Source organism: Glaciimonas sp. OK215 (assembly GCF_057787885.1).
The window spans coordinates 4,815,145-4,831,291 of record NZ_CM173544.1 but is presented as its reverse complement, the minus strand read 5'-3'; the positions used below and the strand labels follow the sequence as shown (position 1 = coordinate 4,831,291).

The window sequence follows — 16,147 nt, the reverse complement described above, 5'->3', positions numbered from 1 at the left end:
CTGGCACAGCGGTACCTCAGGCCACCTGTTCCGCTGCTTCAAAGGCCATCTGCGCCTGCTCGCGTACCTGTGTGCGGCGCAACTCCCACAGTTCACGCAGCTTGTCCGAGCGCAATTCGCGTTCATCCGCCTCCGAGACAAAACCGACTTCGCCGTTGCCTTCGGCCTCGGTGCGGCTAAAGCTCCATTCGCGCGAGAACTCCGGCTTGATCGCGCCGGCGTGTTTGGTCGGCATCGCGCAGATCAACTGCATGCCGAGATGATCGCGCAGGAATTTCAACACATCGCGCGCGCGTCCTTCATCCATTTTGGCGAACGATTCATCGTTGACCAACAGGTGCAGACTGGTGCCCTTCTCAAACCGTTTGAGCCGGTTGGTGACGACCGCAGCGTGGATAATGTAGGCCGGTGTTTCCAGCTGACCGCCGGAGCCGGTGCCCCATTCAGACAAGCGTACATGCGAGCCGGTGTCGGACTCTTTGTAAATTTCGTAACGCCGATAGTTGCGATAATCCGCCACCCGTTGCAGTTCCTTGACGGCGCGATCTTCGTCGTCGGACAGCAGCAATTGCACCAGACGGTCGCGCACGATACAGTTTTCCGGGCTTAAGTCGGGCGTGCCGAACAGGTTGCTGGAATCGTGGGCTTCCGATAATTCCGAGGTCGCGCAAAAGAAGTCGTAATAGGCCTTGAATTCCGGCACCCATTCCGACCAGTCGATGCGGAATTTGTCGGTGCCGAATTTGAGCTTGTCGAGTTCGATATTCAGGGTGCGCAGCGTGCGCACGCCGGTATCGACGGCATTCCGGATTTCGTAGCAGAACTGCTTGGTGAAGACATCGTTGAAGGAGGATTCGGCGGTGCGCAACTGTTCCAGATTCTTGATCAGGCCGATGTCTTTCTGGCGCGCCAACTGCGCACGGGCGCTGGTTTGCAGCGCCACCATCAGCGCATACAACGGTGCGAAATCGCCATCTCTGGCGGTGTCGCTTTGCTGCAATTCAAAACGTTCATCGATGCGTGCGTGCGTGTGATATTCGCCCAGCGCATTGCGGACATCGCCATACACTTGCCAGGTGCGCGATTTTTGTTGCTCGACACGCTGCGACGCCTGGTGCGGAGAATACTTTTTATCATTGACCCATGCGCTGACTTGGTCGCTCATTGCGGTGAATGACAGGCTGGCGTTGATTGTGCACAGGTCGCGTAATTGGGCGCTGTCGGCATCGACGGCGGTTTGCTTGGCGCTCATGCCCGCAGTCAACCGCGCGAGTGTGTTTTGCTGTGCCTGTATCGTTTTTTCATGTCCGCCGATGGTTCTGATACAGACATTTTTACGTGCTTCCAGGCCCGCAATCTCAAGGCTCAGCACTTCTGCTTCATCTTCCAGCTTGCTCACCTGGCTTAAATCAAGGCGGCTCAGATCCTGACGCGCCGCGTCGATCTCGCGTACCGCGCGTTCCAGATCGGCGATGGCGGCAAACGATGGGCATTGCAGTTGCCCCATCAAGCCCAGTGCGCCCTGCAGGTCGCGCAGCTGGGCACGGACTTGCATCAATTCCTGTTCAGCCTCCGCGTGATCCTGTTCTGCGCGTTGCTTGGCCAGGCGTTTGGCTTCCTGACCGAACACCAGGTTGTCGCCGCTGTCGGTGCTGAACATGGTGCGCGAGCCGCTGCCTTTGCCGTCTTGCGTCAAGCCGCGCGGGGTATGCCGCAGCGTCTCCGCATCATTGACTTTGACGACTTGCCCAAACTGCTCATGCAAATAGGCGTGGGCAATCGGATGTTCGGTGCTGAGCGCGTGAATGATGGAATCGCTGGGAGTGCGTTCTATCTTCAGATGCTTCAGGCATAAGCTGCCTTGAATCACATGCGCGCGCAGTTTGCGCTGACGTACAAAGTTGATGGCCCTGGTTTCCCATTCCTGATCGACCACCAGATTAAACCGGGCGCCGCCCAGATAGCCTTCAATGGCGGGCTGCCATTCGGCCGCCATCGGCTCGACCAGATCGCACAATACCTGCACCCGCGCTGCGCCAAGCTCGGAGCGGAATTCTTTTAGTGCATGGCGGATATGCGACGGGTAGTCGGCGCCGCCTTCGGCCAGATTGGCCTTGCGTGAAGCCGCATCTTTCTCGCGTCGCAATGCATCGCTTTCGCTGGCGCGGAGTTGCGCGATCTGCGTGTGCAGGGCGGAGACGAAGCTATGTTCGGTACCCGCCAATGCGGCGTGCAAGCCGGTCAACGCCGCATCGACGCCGGCGAAATCGTTGACCAGCATCAGCGACTTCAGTACATCGACCTCTTCCATCTTTGCGAGGGCGCCAATGCTTTGCAGGTGCGTCGCGATATCCAGCGTGCCGGTCGCAGACAAGGCCGCTACCACTTGCTGCGCGGCGTGGGCGATGTCGCCCTGTTCTGGCGGGATCTGCATGCCGGCGACGTGGCGTGCGGCGGTTTCCAGCTTTTGTGCCGCCTGCGCATTCTGTTGCAGCGTAGTAAAGGTGGTTTTGATCTTGCTGCTGATTTCGGTGCATTGATGTTGCAGGCGCTGTTTTTGTTCGGCGGCGGGAATCCCCATCATTTGCGCGTGTATCTGCGTCAGGCTGCGATTTTTTGCATGGCGATCCTGCTCGAGTTTCTCCGCAGTGGCGTTTTCTTCCGCTATCAGTGTTTGCAGCCCGTCTATCGCAGCGCTCGCCACTTCCAGTTGACGCTGGTCGTCGCGCAAGGCCAGCGACGACACCAACAATTGCGACTGGGTGGCCAGCTCGTGTGCGTTGGCCGTCTCGCTGACGGTCTTGGCCAGATGGTCGAGACGTTTAACGTTATCGGTCAGGCGCTCGCCTTCTTTGCGCAAGGCGTTGACTTGCCGCATCAGTTTGCTGATCTGGCCGATACGTTGCGCCAGCTGGGTGGTATCGAGCTCCAGTATCTGATGTTTGACCAGATCGTCCACACTGCCGATGGGTTTGTGCGCAATCGATTGGCTCCAGGCTTTGGCGGCGCCTTCGGCTTCATTGAACGAGACTGTTTTCTGACCGCGAAAGCGTCCGTACAACTGGCACAGATATTCGCGTTTGCTATCGCGGAAGTTGATGACGTTGCGATATCTGGCAGCCAGATGATGTTCGATTTTCTCGACGGCGACCACGCTCATGCCGCCATCCAGTTCGCGCGAGGTCAGATCTTCCAGCTTGAGTGCGGCATCGTCGATGATGAGCAGCACCATGCGTTCGCCGACTGCGCTACGGCGTTCGCCGGTGCCGTCGACGCGGGCGGCGGCGGCGATCAGCGCGGTGAAGGTCTTGCCTTCTTCGCCTTCGCTTGGTTTGAAGACGGCGGCGATGTAGCCGTGCGCGCTGGGCCGTGCGAACAGATTGTCTTCGGCGCCGACGATGTAGGACCATAGCGTGCGTTTGGTTTTGCCGTTACGCGCGCTCTGGTTGGTTTCGTCCTGGCCCGGGTTGTAGCTGAAAATGTTTTGATAGACCGCCGTCATCACGGTTTGCAGGGCATCCAGCATGGTAGATTTGCCGGAGCCGGTCGGGCCGGTCAGCAGCGTCATGTTGCCCATCGGATATTCTTGCGAGCGCAATGCGCCCCAGTTCACCAGGATTAGTTTTTCCAGCTTCATTCAGTGAATCCTTGTTCGTCTTCGATCATTGGTTGCGCTGTCGTATCCGCTTCTTCCGGTTCGGTTTGTTGCGCCAGCGGCTGCTCGGCATCCAGCGCCGCCTCCAGCATGTCATCGCTGATAATGCCGAGTATCGTCGGCCGGATCGCCAGCAGCGCATCTTCGTCATCCATGCTGAAGTCGGTAGCGACGCGGATCAGGCGATGGCGCTTGAGTTCGCTCAACAGGCGCTGCCTGTCGATGGCGCTGGCCGGTAATGCGCGCTTTAACTGCGTTTGCAAGGTGGCCGACAATTCTTCAAAGCGTATCAATACTTCGCCCGTGTCGGTCAGGCGACTGCCGGCTTCCGCCAACCCCTGTTGATACTGGAAACGCAAGGCCAGCGCGGCGGCGACAAAGTCGGGCGACAAGCGCGCGCGCAAGGCCGGGACCGGATCCAGGCCATCGTCCGCCAAGCCCGGCACCTCGGCGCCGGGTGCGTACAGGCGGAAGAATTCCCCCTTCAGATTGTGTTCCAGACGAAAGCCGCCGAGTTGGAAGTACTCACTCAGGCAGGTCTCGATCCGGCGCGCATCATCGTAAAGACGTTGTTCGACGCCATCTTCTTCGCGCACCACGATACCGGCGGCAAACAGCCGTCCGACGATGTCGCGGAAGCGTTCGGGCGGCAGGTTGTGCAGGCGCAGTTGCGCGTCTAATGCTTCGTGCAAATTCATTGTTTCATCTCAATCTGATAATCATCGCCGGCGTAGAAATCATTCCACAATTTGTTGGGCAACTTGGTCACTGTGAGCGTGTCGTCGCGGGCGCCGCGCACGGCCTCCACCAGTTGCATGTTGTTGAGCACATCGGTGGTGCTGGCGACCGGCAAGGTTGACAGGCGAATCGGCCGGTCACGCGAGCGCAATTCGGCGCGGATGCGATGCACGATGTCTTCGTTGGACAACGCAAAAGCATCCGCCTCGGCACGATACAGGGCGGCCGCCAGGCGGGCGTCGCGTGAAACTTTCGGTTGTGCGGTGACGGTCAGGGCACGGCGCCTCTGTGCGACGGTTCGCAACTTGAATGTGGCCGGATCCAGCAGGCGGATTTCGGCGGGTGCAATGGCTTGCCCGAGGCGTGCCAATAAAGCATTTTGCGGAGCGCCGCTCAGGCTGGCGGTTTTGGCGATGGCAAGGCTATACGCCTGGCGGGTTTGGCCGCCCCGCAGCATCAGCGCTTGTTGCACGATGCTGGCCGCACGCTGCATGTAGACGCTCATGGCCTTGATCAACTCCGGGTGTTTGGTGGTGCAGGCGGCTTCGACCATTTCTTCGATACGTTCCAGCATCCAGTCGACGGTCGAGGGGCCGACCCGTTCCTGCGTGGCCCAGCGCGCGATGTCGTTGAGTTGCGCTTCCAGCGCGCGTGACTTCTCATCATCGAGACCGTGGAGGTGCGCAATCACATCGCGGATCGCCTGACGATGGCGCTCGATGCTATCGGCGGTGAGCTGTTTCTTGAATTCCTTTTCGAAACGATCGAGGAATTCCATGAAGTTATCCCACGGCGTTTGCGCTGCTTCCAGCATCAGGCGGCGTACCAGCTCCTGAAAGTAGTCCACGCCTTCAGACAGGTCGCTGATGATTTTTTCTGCGTACTCGTAAGCATCGATCAGGTCGTAGGCATCGACATTGCGCAGGGTGGCGTTGAGGGCGTTCCGGCAACTGCGGACATTGCGCTGGCGGGTGCGGGCGCTGCGCCGGTCGAGCGCCCAAAAGGCCTCGGCGAACAGCTTGCCGGCGCGTGAAAAGCGGTAGGCGGTGACCAGACCGGCGCGGTCGCCGAAGGTTTCCAGCCAGCCGTCGCTGTGCAGGGCGCGGACCACCGCAGCGGTGCTTTGCTGATCATCGGCGTTATCGGGAATCACACCAGGCATCGCGCCATCCTCGTCGGTCGCGGCATCGTCCTGCAGCGCCAATACATGCCGCGCATCCTGGACCACCGGCAACAACAGGTCACGCAAGCTGTCGCGTGTCAGGTTTTGCCCATAATCGGCACTGGGGCCGTGCAGGCGCTCATACAACGCGCGCACGCAGGCAACCACCACAGTGCGGTGCTTGCCGGCAAGAGGTCGGAAAAAATTAAGTCGATCTGATTCAAAAAACAAGAGTTTTTCCTGCTGAAATTTGCGAAAACAAGAATATATAGCCTCCGTAGTTTCGGCGGGCAAATTTTTAAGGTGGTATAGGGGTAATACCACGCAATTAAGAATTTTCGAATCGGAGCGCTAAGCGGGTTTTCAGGGCGTTAAATAGCGCTATAATGGATATACACAAACGTATATCAATAGGTGCATATGATGAACCTGCAAATAGCAAAATGGGGCAATAGCCTTGCGCTGCGCATTCCTGCTGACTATGTGCGCAGCATTGGCATTAAAGAAGGCGACCACGTACAGGCCAACATAACCATAGATGGCGGTATCAGTATTCGCGCCGCCAAATGGGATCGCAAAGCCTTTGCGTGTGAACTGAAAAATTCCCGCGAAACCATGCCGATGGGCGAATCTGTCATAGAGGAATTGCGACGTGGAGCGCGTTTCTGATGGTGTATGTCGATACGAGTGTGCTGGTGGCGCTTTGTGTGAATGAGCCTAAAAGCGCCGCCGTCGCACAGTGGTATGCCGCTTGCAGTGAAGAATTAACCTGCGCCGTGTGGTGCGTGACCGAATTTGCCAGCGCCTTGGGTATCAAGCAAAGGACAGCGCAAATAACCGGCGAACAAGGTGCTACCGCTTGGCAGGCTTTCGAGCGTCTTTGTGCTGGCGACTTGCAGCTATTGGCGGTAGACCCTTCCACGTTCCACCGTGCCGCCGTGCTGACCTTGGATGCTACAACCGGGTTACGTGCGGGTGATGCGTTGCACCTTGCCGTTGCGCTGGAGGCCAAGGTCAAGAGCATGGCGACACTGGATGATGTGCTGGCCCGCAATGCCAAGCGAATGAAGATAAAGCCGCTTACGTTTTAACCGCCGCTTCCGCCAGGCTCCGTGCCAGCTTGTTATGCCGTTCCAGCACATTTCCCAGATCCACTGTCGTCAACTGGCCTTTCCGCACGACAACCCGGCCGTTGATGATGCTGTAGGCAACATCCGAAGGCGTGCAGAACACCAGCGCGGCGACCGGATCGTGCCAGGCGCCGGCAAAGCCGACCTGATTCAGGTCAAACATCGCCAGATCGGCTGACATACCGGGTTTCAGGGCGCCGATGTCGTCGCGATTCAAGACTTTGGCGCCGCCGAGTGTGGCAATCTCGAGCGCCTGGCGTGCGGTCATCGCGTCCGGGCCAAAGCCAACCCGTTGCAGCAGCATGGCCTGACGGGTTTCGCCCAGCATGTGTGCGCCGTCATTCGAGGCCGAACCGTCCACGCCAAGGCCGACTGCAACCCCGGCGGCTATCATTTTTCGGATAGGTGCAATGCCGGAAGCGAGGCGCATGTTGGAGCAAGGGCAATGCGCGATGCCGGTACCCGTGCGGCCGAACATATAGATGCCGTCATCGTCGAGCTGGACGCAGTGGGCGTGCCAGACGTCGTGCCCGACCCAGCCGCAATCTTCAGCATATTCGGCTGGCGTCATGTTGAATTTTTCGCGACTGTAGGCAATGTCGTTGGCGTTTTCGGCCAGATGGGTATGCAGCGATACGCCATGCGCGCGGGCTAACACGGCTGACTCGCGCATCAGGTCGCGTGACACCGAGAACGGCGAGCAGGGCGCCACCACGATGCGTTGCATCGCATGCCGTTGTCGATCGTGATAAGTCTCGATCAGGCGCTGGGTGTCTTGCAGGATGGCTGTTTCATCTTCGACTACGCAGTCGGGCGGCAGGCCTCCTTTGGACTGGCCGACGCTCATCGAACCACGCGCCGCATGGAAGCGCATGCCGATTTGGTTGGCTGCTTCTATGCTGTCATCGAGTTTGCAGCCGTTGGGATAAATGTAGAGATGGTCGCTGCTGGTGGTACAGCCGGACAGGATCAGTTCTGCCATCGCCGTCAGCGTCGAGACCTGTATCATTTCCGGCGTCAGATTGGCCCAGATCGGATACAGATTGGTGAGCCAGTTGAACAGCTCGCCATTCTGCGCCGCGGGAATTACCCGGGTCAGACTTTGATACATGTGGTGATGGGTATTCACCAGACCGGGAATCACTACATGGTCGCTGGCATCGATGACTTCATCGGCAGTCTGTGGCAGATCGGCGCTGTTGCCGACTTGTTCGATGACGTTGTCGCGAATGAAGACGGCACCGGCGCTGATTTCGCGACGCTGGTCATCCATGGTGACCAGAACGCGGGCGTTTTTGATGAGTAAGGTTTTAGGCATGGTAGTGGAAATAAAAGGTAATTCGTCAGACTATTCAAGTCAGTCTGGTCGAATTACCCGGCTCTGGTTCAGGACTTTGGCGTAAAGTTGCGCAGGAAATCCAGCAAGATTTGCGCGGATACTTCGGCGTCGTCGGCAGTCATTGTTTCCAATGGATTGTGGCTGATGCCACCATTGCCGCAACGGGTAAACAACATCGCGACGTCGGTCACCTTGGCAATCGCCATGGCATCGTGACCAGCGCCTGATGCGAGTTTGAACGGACGCACGCCGGCCCGTTCGGTGGCGGCTGCCAGTTGTTCCATCAGCCACGGTGCGCACGGTGCGGCAGGCGCCGAGACCATCTTTTCAACGTTGCTTTCAACGCAGCGGCGTTGGCACACCGTTTCGATAAAATTCAGCACATCATTGACGGCAGCATCGCGGATCGCGTCATCGGCGGCGCGGATATCCAGTGAAAATACGCAAGCGCCGGGAATCACGTTGGTGGAGCCGTTCGGCACCTGCAACTGACCGACGGTACCGACCAGCGAGGCGTGTTGATCCTGTGCGCAGCGCTGTTCCACATACAGCAGAATCTCGGCGGCGGCGGTAGCGGCGTCTTTGCGCATGCTCATCGGAGTGGTGCCGGAATGGCTGGCGACGCCTTTCAACTGCACCATGTAGCGGCAGCTGCCGGCGATGGAGGTGACGATGCCGACTGGCAGGTCGTGTTGCAGCAGCACCGGCCCCTGTTCGATATGGACTTCGACGTAACCCAGCAAGTCATCCGGGTTGCGTGCCAGCGACGGGATCGCGCTGACATCATGACCGGCATTTTGCAACGCAGCGCGCATGCTGATGCCGTCGCGGTCGACGTTGTCCAGCAAGTTCAGGTCGAACTGGCCGATGACGGCGTTGCTGCCAAGGAAGGTGCTTTTGAAACGCACGCCTTCTTCTTCCGAAAAGCCGACCACCTCAAAATGGAAAGGCAGCTTTTCGCCGCGTTCATGCAGATGTTTGATGATGGCGATCGGCAGCAGAATGCCTTCGCGGCCATCGTATTTTCCGCCGTTGCGCACGGTGTCGTAGTGCGAGCCGGTCAGCAGTGTTTTGGCATTCGGATGGTCGGACAGATAACGGCCGACCACGTTGCCGACCGCATCGATATCGACCACCATGCCGGCTTCGCGCATCCAGCTGGCGATTTGCGTAGCGGTGCGGCGGTGGGCGTCGGTCATGTAGGCGCAGGTCAGGCCTTGCTCATCATCGCTCCAGGCACCGATCACTTCGGCCCAGCCCATGATGGTCGCGCCAAGTTGCGGCGTATAGCCGAGCAAATCGTTGGTGCGCATTTCGGCGATACGGCTGATCTGGCGCAGCGCTTCCGCCTGCTCGTCAGCGACCTGGTTTTTCAGGCGGCGGCTGAAGGCGGCGATGATCGCTGCGCGCGACAAGCCCTGGCCATCCGCACCCTTTACCGCGAGGATGAAGGGGAAACCGAATTTGGCGTTGTAGGCTGCGTTCAGATTTTGCAGCGTGGCGAATTCTTCCGGGCTGCAATTGTTGAGTCCGGCTTTGGCTTGTTCGCCAGTCGATTCGGCTGTCAGTTGGCCGGAGATGGCAGCTTTGCCGGCCAACTCCGGGTGAGCCCGGATCAGGCCGAGCTGTTCGTCGTCGCTGGCATTGCGGACGATATCCTGCATCGCCAGCTTGAGTGCGGTGATATTCGCAAAAGGGCGCTGCAGCGCTGCGCGCTCGGGAATCCACGGCGAGTGCTCATAAATGCCGTGCAGGGTGGCGACGAAAGCGCCGCTGTCGCAGCTATTGAGTTGTTCCAGAGTAGTCATCTGCTTTATCGGCGAGTCCCACCCGCCTGATCCTTAAGGTTAATTCAAAAGACGGGTGGGACCCGCTTGTTGATTAATGATCCGAACTTTGCGCGGCAGCCACGGCATATTCGTGCGCACTGTTTGCGTTTCCTTTGCCATTAAAGAACAGATTCAGCAATACCGCCATAGCCGATGCCAGCAGGATGCCGCTGTGCAGGATGGTCGACAGGAAGGCGGGCATGTGGTCGAAAAAACTAGGCGCGACGATTGGGATCATGCCGGCGCCAATACTGACTGCGACGATGAAAAGGTTGTTGCGGTTGCCGACGAAATCGACTTTTGCGAGGATCTTGATACCGGTTGCGGCCACCATGCCGAACATCACCAGACCGGCGCCGCCAAGCACGAATTGCGGGATCGAAGCAGCGACGTGCGCCATTTTCGGGAACAGGCCGAAGGCCATCAGAATCACGCCGGCGGTGGCGCAGACATAACGGCTGCGAACCCCGGTGACGCCTACCAGACCGATATTTTGCGAGAACGAGGTGTAAGGGAAGGTATTGAAGATACCGCCGATGATAGAACCCAGGCCATCCACACGCAGACCGCGCGCCAGCGTTTTGTCGTCGACTTTCTTGCCGACGATTTCACCCAGGGCAATAAACATCCCGGTGGATTCGATCATGGTCACGATCATGACCAGGCACAGGCTGATGATGGAGCCCAGGTCGAACTTTGGCCAGCCGTAGTGAAACGGACGGATGATGGCAAACCAGTCGGCATCGCCGAGACCGAAAAAGCTGATTTTTCCCATCGACAGTGCGATTAAGAAACCGATGATCATGCCGATCAGTACCGAAATATTGGCGATAAAGCCTTTGACGTATTTGGTGATCAGTAAAATCGACACTAGCACGATCAAGGCAATGCCGAGGCTGGTCGGCGAACCGTAGTCCGGATTGGGGATTTTGGTAAACACACCGTTAACCAGCTTGCCAATCACAGGCTGGCCGCCGGCCGCCCAGTTGATGCCGATGCCCATCAGCGAAATACCGATCACGGTAATCACGGTGCCGGTGACTACCGGCGGAAAGAACCGCATCATGCGGCTCATATACGGTGCTGCCAGCATGCAGAAAAGCCCGGAGACGATTACCGCGCCGTAGATGTGGAGAATAGTCAGGTCTGGATTGCCCGCCATCGCGACCATCGGTCCGACCGCTGCGAAAGTGACGCCCATCATTACCGGCATTTTGATGCCGAATTTCCAGAAGCCAAGGCTCTGGATCAGTGTTACCAGGCCGCAACAAAACAGATCGGCACTGATCAGAAATGCGGTGTCGCTTTTTGCCAGGTGGAGTGCGCCGCCAACAATCAGCGGGACCGCGATGGCGCCGGCGTACATGACGAGCACGTGCTGCATGCCAAGCGCGCTGAGTTGCGTTATCGGTAGCTTTTCGTCTACAGGATCGGTGGTGGTAGTGGCGGTCATCGTGAGTCTCCAGGTTGTCGGATTTTTTAGATTTTATGTTTTCAGGCACAAGTCATACCGCTGGTTGTCAATGGCTTTACTATTTTCAACGCGTGCGGGATGTGTACTGTGAGACCCGATACTATAGAGATCTGTCGATGTAGATATACGCGCTAATTGATAGTTGATTTCAGCATGTGGATATATGGTTGCTGCTTGCCGTTCTGCGAAAAATTGGTTTCCAAGGGTAAATCATAGACTTATTTGTCCCGGATTCAAGCGTTCTCATTCTGGATGGTTTTTCTACAAGTCGTTTCCGTTTACTTGATGGCCATTGCTTTGGCTACCTGGCTGACTTGTTCGCGCAACCATTTGTGTTCAGTCGCCTGGTGCACGCGTTCATGCCACAGTTGATAAAACCGCATGGGTGGAAACTTGATTGGCAACGTAAAGCTTTTCAGCGCCAGGGTTCTTTCATAAAACTGTGCGAATTGGCGGCCGGTAGTGAGTACCAGATCGGTTTGCGCCGCCATATACGGGAGCATGCCGAAATAGGCGGATTCCACCACAACGTTGCGGCGCATGTTCTGGCGGTCAAGAAAGGTATCGATGATGCCGTGATAGCCGGGCAACACCTGCCATGGCGCGACGTGCGGCAGGCTCAGATAATCCTCTACCGTCATCGCATCCGGCGCGGTGCGTTTGGCATACGCGCTATCTGCGCGCATCAGGCAGACGATAGGGTCGTCGAACAATTTCGATAAATGCAAATGTTGCGGCGGCTCATCCCAGTTGGCAATGACCAGATCCAGTTCGCCATCCGATAGCAGGCGCACGTAATCGGTTTCCGGTCCGAGCGCATGAATCACAATGCGGCTCTTCGGCGATTCCCGGCGCATCCTTGCCACGACTTCCAGAAAAAACGGCGTGTTCATGTAATCCGGCGCGGCGATGTGAAAGGTGCGTGCTTCTTCTTGCGGTACAAATGCGGTTTTGTGGACGAACAGGCGTTCGGTCTCGTCCAGTATGCGTTTGGCTGGCTTCAACAGACTTTCACCGTGTTGGGTCGGCACCATGCCGCGTGCTCCACGCACCAGCAATGGATCGCCGGTGAGTTCGCGCAGTTTGCGCAAGGACGCCGAAATCGATGGCTGCGGCTGATTCAGCTTGAGCGCCACCCGCGACACGTTTTTTTCACATAACAATAGATAAAGTATGCGGATCAGGTGAATGTCGAGATGGTCTGGTAATTTGGACATGATGGGGTTGTCTCCGGGTAATTTATGGTCGCCTCTAAAAAATCATCTGCACGCACCGGCTTCGGATCTGCCATGCTTGCCATAGCGCCGTACGGCTTTATGGCTGGCACTGGGAGAGCGATTTTTAGAGATGGCTTATTTATTATCGGTATTCTCGCGGTTAATTTCTGTATATGAATACGCGTATGTCAAATATACTTTAAATTCCATATTTTTAAAGCCCAACGCGTTTATCTTTCATGAATCCGAGGTATTTTGTGTCGTAGTGTTGTGAGCTTGCAGCACTTGAGTTGTAGAACGCATCGGGCAAAAAAATTGACTGCTTCAGCGTACAGTGCAAAATACAGTGTGCAAAAGTAAGTCAAAGTGGTCGTAGCGGAGCTAGTAATTAACAAGTTCGCGACTTAGTTTTGAGGGGGTGGCCCTCTCTCGTCTGCAGTGCCCGCAGTGGCGGACGAGCGTAAATCGTGGGGAAGACATGGATTCAATGTTAGTGTCGTATGGAGTCGAATGGCTCAATTTGCTGGTGCGCTGGTTTCACCTGATTACCGGGATTGCGTGGATCGGCGCGTCCTTTTATTTTGTCTGGCTGGACAATTCGATACGTCCGCCGAAGCCGGGTTCCGATCTGGCGAATAAAGGCGTCTCGGGTGAATTGTGGGCGGTTCACGGCGGTGGTTTTTATAATCCGCAAAAATACCTGGTGGCGCCGGCCGAATTGCCGGAAGAATTGCACTGGTTCAAGTGGGAAGCGTACGCGACCTGGTTGAGCGGTTTTGCGATGCTGTTCATCGTCTATTACTTCAATGCTTCGGCGATGATGATTAACAAGGAGGTTGCCGACCTGAGTTCGTGGCAGGCAATCGGCGTCGGCCTCGGCACGCTGGTGGTCGGCTGGACTGTGTACGACCTGCTGTGCCGTTCGCCGCTGGGTAAGCGCGACGGGCTGCTCGGTTGCATCATGTATCTGTTCATCGTTGCCGCAGCCTATGTGCTGAGCCATTTGTTGAGCGGTCGTGCAGCTTACATCCACGTTGGCGCCATGATCGGCACCATGATGGTGGGTAATGTGCTGATGGTGATTATTCCTGGGCAGCGCAAACTGGTGGAAGCCATGCGTGACGGTAAATCGCCTGATCCGATTTACGGCAAGAGGGCCAAACAACGTAGCGTGCACAATAACTATTTCACGTTGCCGGTGCTGTTCATCATGATCAGCAATCACTACGGAATGACTTACAACCACGCTTATAACTGGCTGATATTGGCAGCGATTATTGCGGCTGGTGCATTGATCCGTCACTTTTTCAATCTGCGTCATGCCGGCCGCGTTTCGCTGGGTTATCCAGCCGCGGGTGTTGCGCTGTTATTGGCGGTGGCGGTTGCGATTGCACCACGTCCAGCCCCGGCTCCGACTGCAGTGGCTGCAGTTGCTCCTGCCGTTACGCAAACTGATGGTACGGTGAATGCTGCTGCGGCAGCCGCTGCGCCAGCGGCAACTGCAGCACCGGTCGCTGATATGGCCCACGTACAGGCGATCATTACCCAGCGTTGCGCCACTTGCCATTCGGCGCAGCCGACCCAGCCGGGCTTTGCTACAGCACCTGCGGGTGTGATGTTGCAAACGCCGGACCTGATCCGTCAGCACGCCGACAAGATTTATCAGCAGGCGGTGCAGTTGAAAGCCATGCCGCTCGGGAATCTGACCCATATCACTGAGGACGAACGTGCAGTGATCGGTTCCTGGTATCAGGCGGGCGCCAAGTAATCGGCAAGCGCCGCATTCCAGCTAAATAGCGTAGCAAGTCAGGAGCACAGCGGCGCTCACGTCGCTGGCCTCCTGCCGTTTAGTCTTGCGCTGACATACAACAATTTATTGAGAGTTTCCATGACAACCATCACCATCGACGGCTTCAACCTCAGCGCAGCCCAAGTCGTCAGCGTGGCCCGCGCGCCCCATTTGCCGGTGACGCTGGCGCAGTCTTCCCGCGCCGCGTTGAAAGAAAGCCGCGATTACATCGAATCGACCTGGATGCACGACGCAGCGCCGATGATGTACAGCTTCAACACCGGTGTCGGCCTGCTGAAAGACACCCGCATCAAGGTCGAACACATCGAACTGTTCCAGACCCAGCTGATCAAGGCCCATTGCGCCGGGATCGGCGAACCGTTTTCGGAAGAAGTCAGCCGCGCCACCATGTTGCTGCGCGCCAATGCTTTCGCCAGTAATTACTCGGCGCCGCGGGCCGAAGTGGTCGATCGCCTGCTGGCCTTCCTGAACGCCGGGATCCATCCGCTCATGCCGCAAAAAGGCTCGGTCGGCGCCTCCGGCGATCTGGCCCCGCTGTCCTACCTGGCCGCGGCGATTGCCGGTTTCGACGAAGCCGAAGTGATGTATCAAGGTCAGCGCATGAGCGCGCCGCAAGCCATCACCCAGGCCGGGATCGGCCCGGTCAAGTTCGACCTGAAAGCCAAAGATGCGTCGGCCCTGATCAACGGCTGCACCGCCTCGCTGGCGGTCGCGGTCCTGGTGGCGCACGATGCCCGCAATCTGCTGACCGACGCCTGCCTGTCGCTGGGGCTGACGCTGGAAGCGATGCGCGCCGAGATGGCCGCCTTCGATCCGCGCATCCAGCAAGCGCGCCCGCACGCCGGTCAAATCAAGACCGCCGCAGTGGTGCGCACCCTGCTCAAAGGTTCGACCCGCACCACGCACGCCGCACGCGCGGTGCAGTTCCCGGAAGAGTCGCGCCGCACCGATATTCCCTACAGCGCACGGATCCAGGACGTCTACTCGCTGCGCTGCGCGCCGCAAGTGTATGGCCCGGTATTCGATGCGCTGGACTACATCGACAACATCGTCGACAAGGAAATCAATTCGGCCACCGACAATCCGCTGATCTTCGACAAGGAAGGCGGCGGCTTCGAAATCATCTCCGGCGGCAATTTCCACGGTCAATACCTGGCCCAGGCCATGGACCTGATGGCGATGGCGATCACCGATCTGGGCAGCATCTGCGAACGGCGCGTCGCGCGCCTGATCGATCCGACCTTGTCCTGGGGCTTGCCGCGCAACCTGATGAGCGGTGTGCGCGGGGTGAATACCGGCTATCCGGTGGTGCAATGTTCGCTGAGTTCGCTGGTGATGGAAAACCGCACGCTGTGCATGCCGGGCAGCGTCGACAGCATTCCGGCCAAGGGCAACAGCGAAGACCACGTGTCCAACTCGACCTGGTGCGCACGCAAGGCCGCCACCGTGGTGGCCAACACGCAATACATCATCGGCGTGGAAATGTTGCTGGCGGCCCAGGCGCTGACCATGACCGAAGACTTGCTGCCAGGCTTCGTGCTGGGTCAGGGCACGCAAGCGGCTTACCAGGAAATCCGGCGCCAGATTCCGGCTTGCCTGGACGGCGACCGCTGGTTCCATGACGACATCCTGATGGCGCAGTCGTTTGTGGTCAGCGGCTCGGTGCGGGATGCCGTGGTGGAGAAAATCGGCAAATTTGTCTGATTGTTGTTGCTGAAAGCACCCTGAGCGGTGCTTTTGTCCGGATCATATCGACACCCCTTTTTCAAGGGGTGTTTTTGTAAGTGCTGCAG

General features: G+C 57.8%; 11 protein-coding genes. 4 read left to right on the top strand and 7 right to left on the bottom strand.

Translation table 11 applies throughout. The features are described from left to right. Nucleotides 1-16: 16 nt before the first annotated feature. Genes AC3CHX_RS22365 through AC3CHX_RS22355 form a run of 3 tightly spaced genes read right to left on the bottom strand, consistent with a single transcriptional unit; the run spans nucleotide 17 to nucleotide 5,786 of the window. Entirely contained in the window at nucleotides 17-3,637 is a 3,621-nt protein-coding gene (locus AC3CHX_RS22365) for an ATP-binding protein (RefSeq protein WP_488630182.1), read from the bottom strand. Then, nucleotides 3,634-4,353 carry a DUF4194 domain-containing protein gene (locus tag AC3CHX_RS22360; RefSeq protein ID WP_488630181.1) on the bottom strand — a complete coding sequence of 240 codons (720 nt, stop codon included), beginning with the start codon at nucleotides 4,351-4,353 and terminating at the stop codon, nucleotides 3,634-3,636. Before AC3CHX_RS22360 ends, AC3CHX_RS22365 begins: the two co-directional genes overlap by 4 nt. Then, entirely contained in the window at nucleotides 4,350-5,786 is a 1,437-nt protein-coding gene (locus AC3CHX_RS22355; protein ID WP_488630180.1) for a Wadjet anti-phage system protein JetA family protein, read from the bottom strand. Before AC3CHX_RS22355 ends, AC3CHX_RS22360 begins: the two co-directional genes overlap by 4 nt. Nucleotides 5,787-5,975: 189 nt before the next feature. Between AC3CHX_RS22355 and AC3CHX_RS22350 the strand changes: the two genes are divergently transcribed. Then, nucleotides 5,976-6,224 (top strand): AbrB/MazE/SpoVT family DNA-binding domain-containing protein, encoded by a 249-nt coding sequence (locus AC3CHX_RS22350; protein WP_488630179.1) that lies wholly within the window; start codon nucleotides 5,976-5,978, stop codon nucleotides 6,222-6,224. After that, nucleotides 6,224-6,646, top strand: coding sequence for a type II toxin-antitoxin system VapC family toxin (locus AC3CHX_RS22345; RefSeq protein WP_488630178.1), 423 nt, complete (start codon nucleotides 6,224-6,226; stop codon nucleotides 6,644-6,646). The genes AC3CHX_RS22350 and AC3CHX_RS22345 overlap by 1 nt, the downstream gene beginning before the upstream one ends. On the opposite strand, the gene AC3CHX_RS22340 is transcribed toward AC3CHX_RS22345, so the two are convergent. The 4 genes from AC3CHX_RS22340 to AC3CHX_RS22325 form a co-directional block, all read right to left on the bottom strand. Beyond that, nucleotides 6,636-8,003: an 8-oxoguanine deaminase gene (locus tag AC3CHX_RS22340; RefSeq protein WP_488630177.1), complete on the bottom strand. Its 1,368-nt coding sequence runs from the start codon at nucleotides 8,001-8,003 to the stop codon at nucleotides 6,636-6,638. The genes AC3CHX_RS22345 and AC3CHX_RS22340 overlap by 11 nt on opposite strands. A 68-nt stretch (nucleotides 8,004-8,071) precedes the next feature. Then, nucleotides 8,072-9,832 carry an allantoate amidohydrolase gene (locus AC3CHX_RS22335; protein ID WP_488630176.1) on the bottom strand — a complete coding sequence of 587 codons (1,761 nt, stop codon included), beginning with the start codon at nucleotides 9,830-9,832 and terminating at the stop codon, nucleotides 8,072-8,074. Between the two features lie 73 nt (nucleotides 9,833-9,905). Beyond that, entirely contained in the window at nucleotides 9,906-11,306 is a 1,401-nt protein-coding gene (locus AC3CHX_RS22330; RefSeq protein WP_488630175.1) for a nucleobase:cation symporter-2 family protein, read from the bottom strand. A gap of 299 nt (nucleotides 11,307-11,605) precedes the next feature. Then, nucleotides 11,606-12,544: a LysR substrate-binding domain-containing protein gene (locus AC3CHX_RS22325; RefSeq protein WP_488630174.1), complete on the bottom strand. Its 939-nt coding sequence runs from the start codon at nucleotides 12,542-12,544 to the stop codon at nucleotides 11,606-11,608. Nucleotides 12,545-13,022: 478 nt separating this feature from the next. Between AC3CHX_RS22325 and AC3CHX_RS22320 the strand changes: the two genes are divergently transcribed. Then, on the top strand, nucleotides 13,023-14,312 hold the full coding sequence (locus AC3CHX_RS22320) for a urate hydroxylase PuuD (protein ID WP_488630173.1): 1,290 nt from the start codon (nucleotides 13,023-13,025) through the stop codon (nucleotides 14,310-14,312). Between the two features lie 120 nt (nucleotides 14,313-14,432). Beyond that, on the top strand, nucleotides 14,433-16,058 hold the full coding sequence (locus AC3CHX_RS22315; protein WP_488630172.1) for an HAL/PAL/TAL family ammonia-lyase: 1,626 nt from the start codon (nucleotides 14,433-14,435) through the stop codon (nucleotides 16,056-16,058). Nucleotides 16,059-16,147 lie beyond the last annotated feature (89 nt).

What these genes read in the sequence shown, in the direction of transcription:
- AC3CHX_RS22365 (WP_488630182.1), bottom strand. Translation starts at nt 3,637, where the DNA reads ATGAAGCTGGAAAAACTAATCCTGGTGAACTGGGGCGCATTGCGCTCG.
- AC3CHX_RS22360 (WP_488630181.1), bottom strand. Translation starts at nt 4,353, where the DNA reads ATGAATTTGCACGAAGCATTAGACGCGCAACTGCGCCTGCACAACCTG.
- AC3CHX_RS22350 (WP_488630179.1), top strand. Translation starts at nt 5,976, where the DNA reads ATGATGAACCTGCAAATAGCAAAATGGGGCAATAGCCTTGCGCTGCGC.
- AC3CHX_RS22345 (WP_488630178.1), top strand. Translation starts at nt 6,224, where the DNA reads ATGGTGTATGTCGATACGAGTGTGCTGGTGGCGCTTTGTGTGAATGAG.
- AC3CHX_RS22340 (WP_488630177.1), bottom strand. Translation starts at nt 8,003, where the DNA reads ATGCCTAAAACCTTACTCATCAAAAACGCCCGCGTTCTGGTCACCATG.
- AC3CHX_RS22335 (WP_488630176.1), bottom strand. Translation starts at nt 9,832, where the DNA reads ATGACTACTCTGGAACAACTCAATAGCTGCGACAGCGGCGCTTTCGTC.
- AC3CHX_RS22330 (WP_488630175.1), bottom strand. Translation starts at nt 11,306, where the DNA reads ATGACCGCCACTACCACCACCGATCCTGTAGACGAAAAGCTACCGATA.
- AC3CHX_RS22325 (WP_488630174.1), bottom strand. Translation starts at nt 12,544, where the DNA reads ATGTCCAAATTACCAGACCATCTCGACATTCACCTGATCCGCATACTT.
- AC3CHX_RS22320 (WP_488630173.1), top strand. Translation starts at nt 13,023, where the DNA reads ATGGATTCAATGTTAGTGTCGTATGGAGTCGAATGGCTCAATTTGCTG.
- AC3CHX_RS22315 (WP_488630172.1), top strand. Translation starts at nt 14,433, where the DNA reads ATGACAACCATCACCATCGACGGCTTCAACCTCAGCGCAGCCCAAGTC.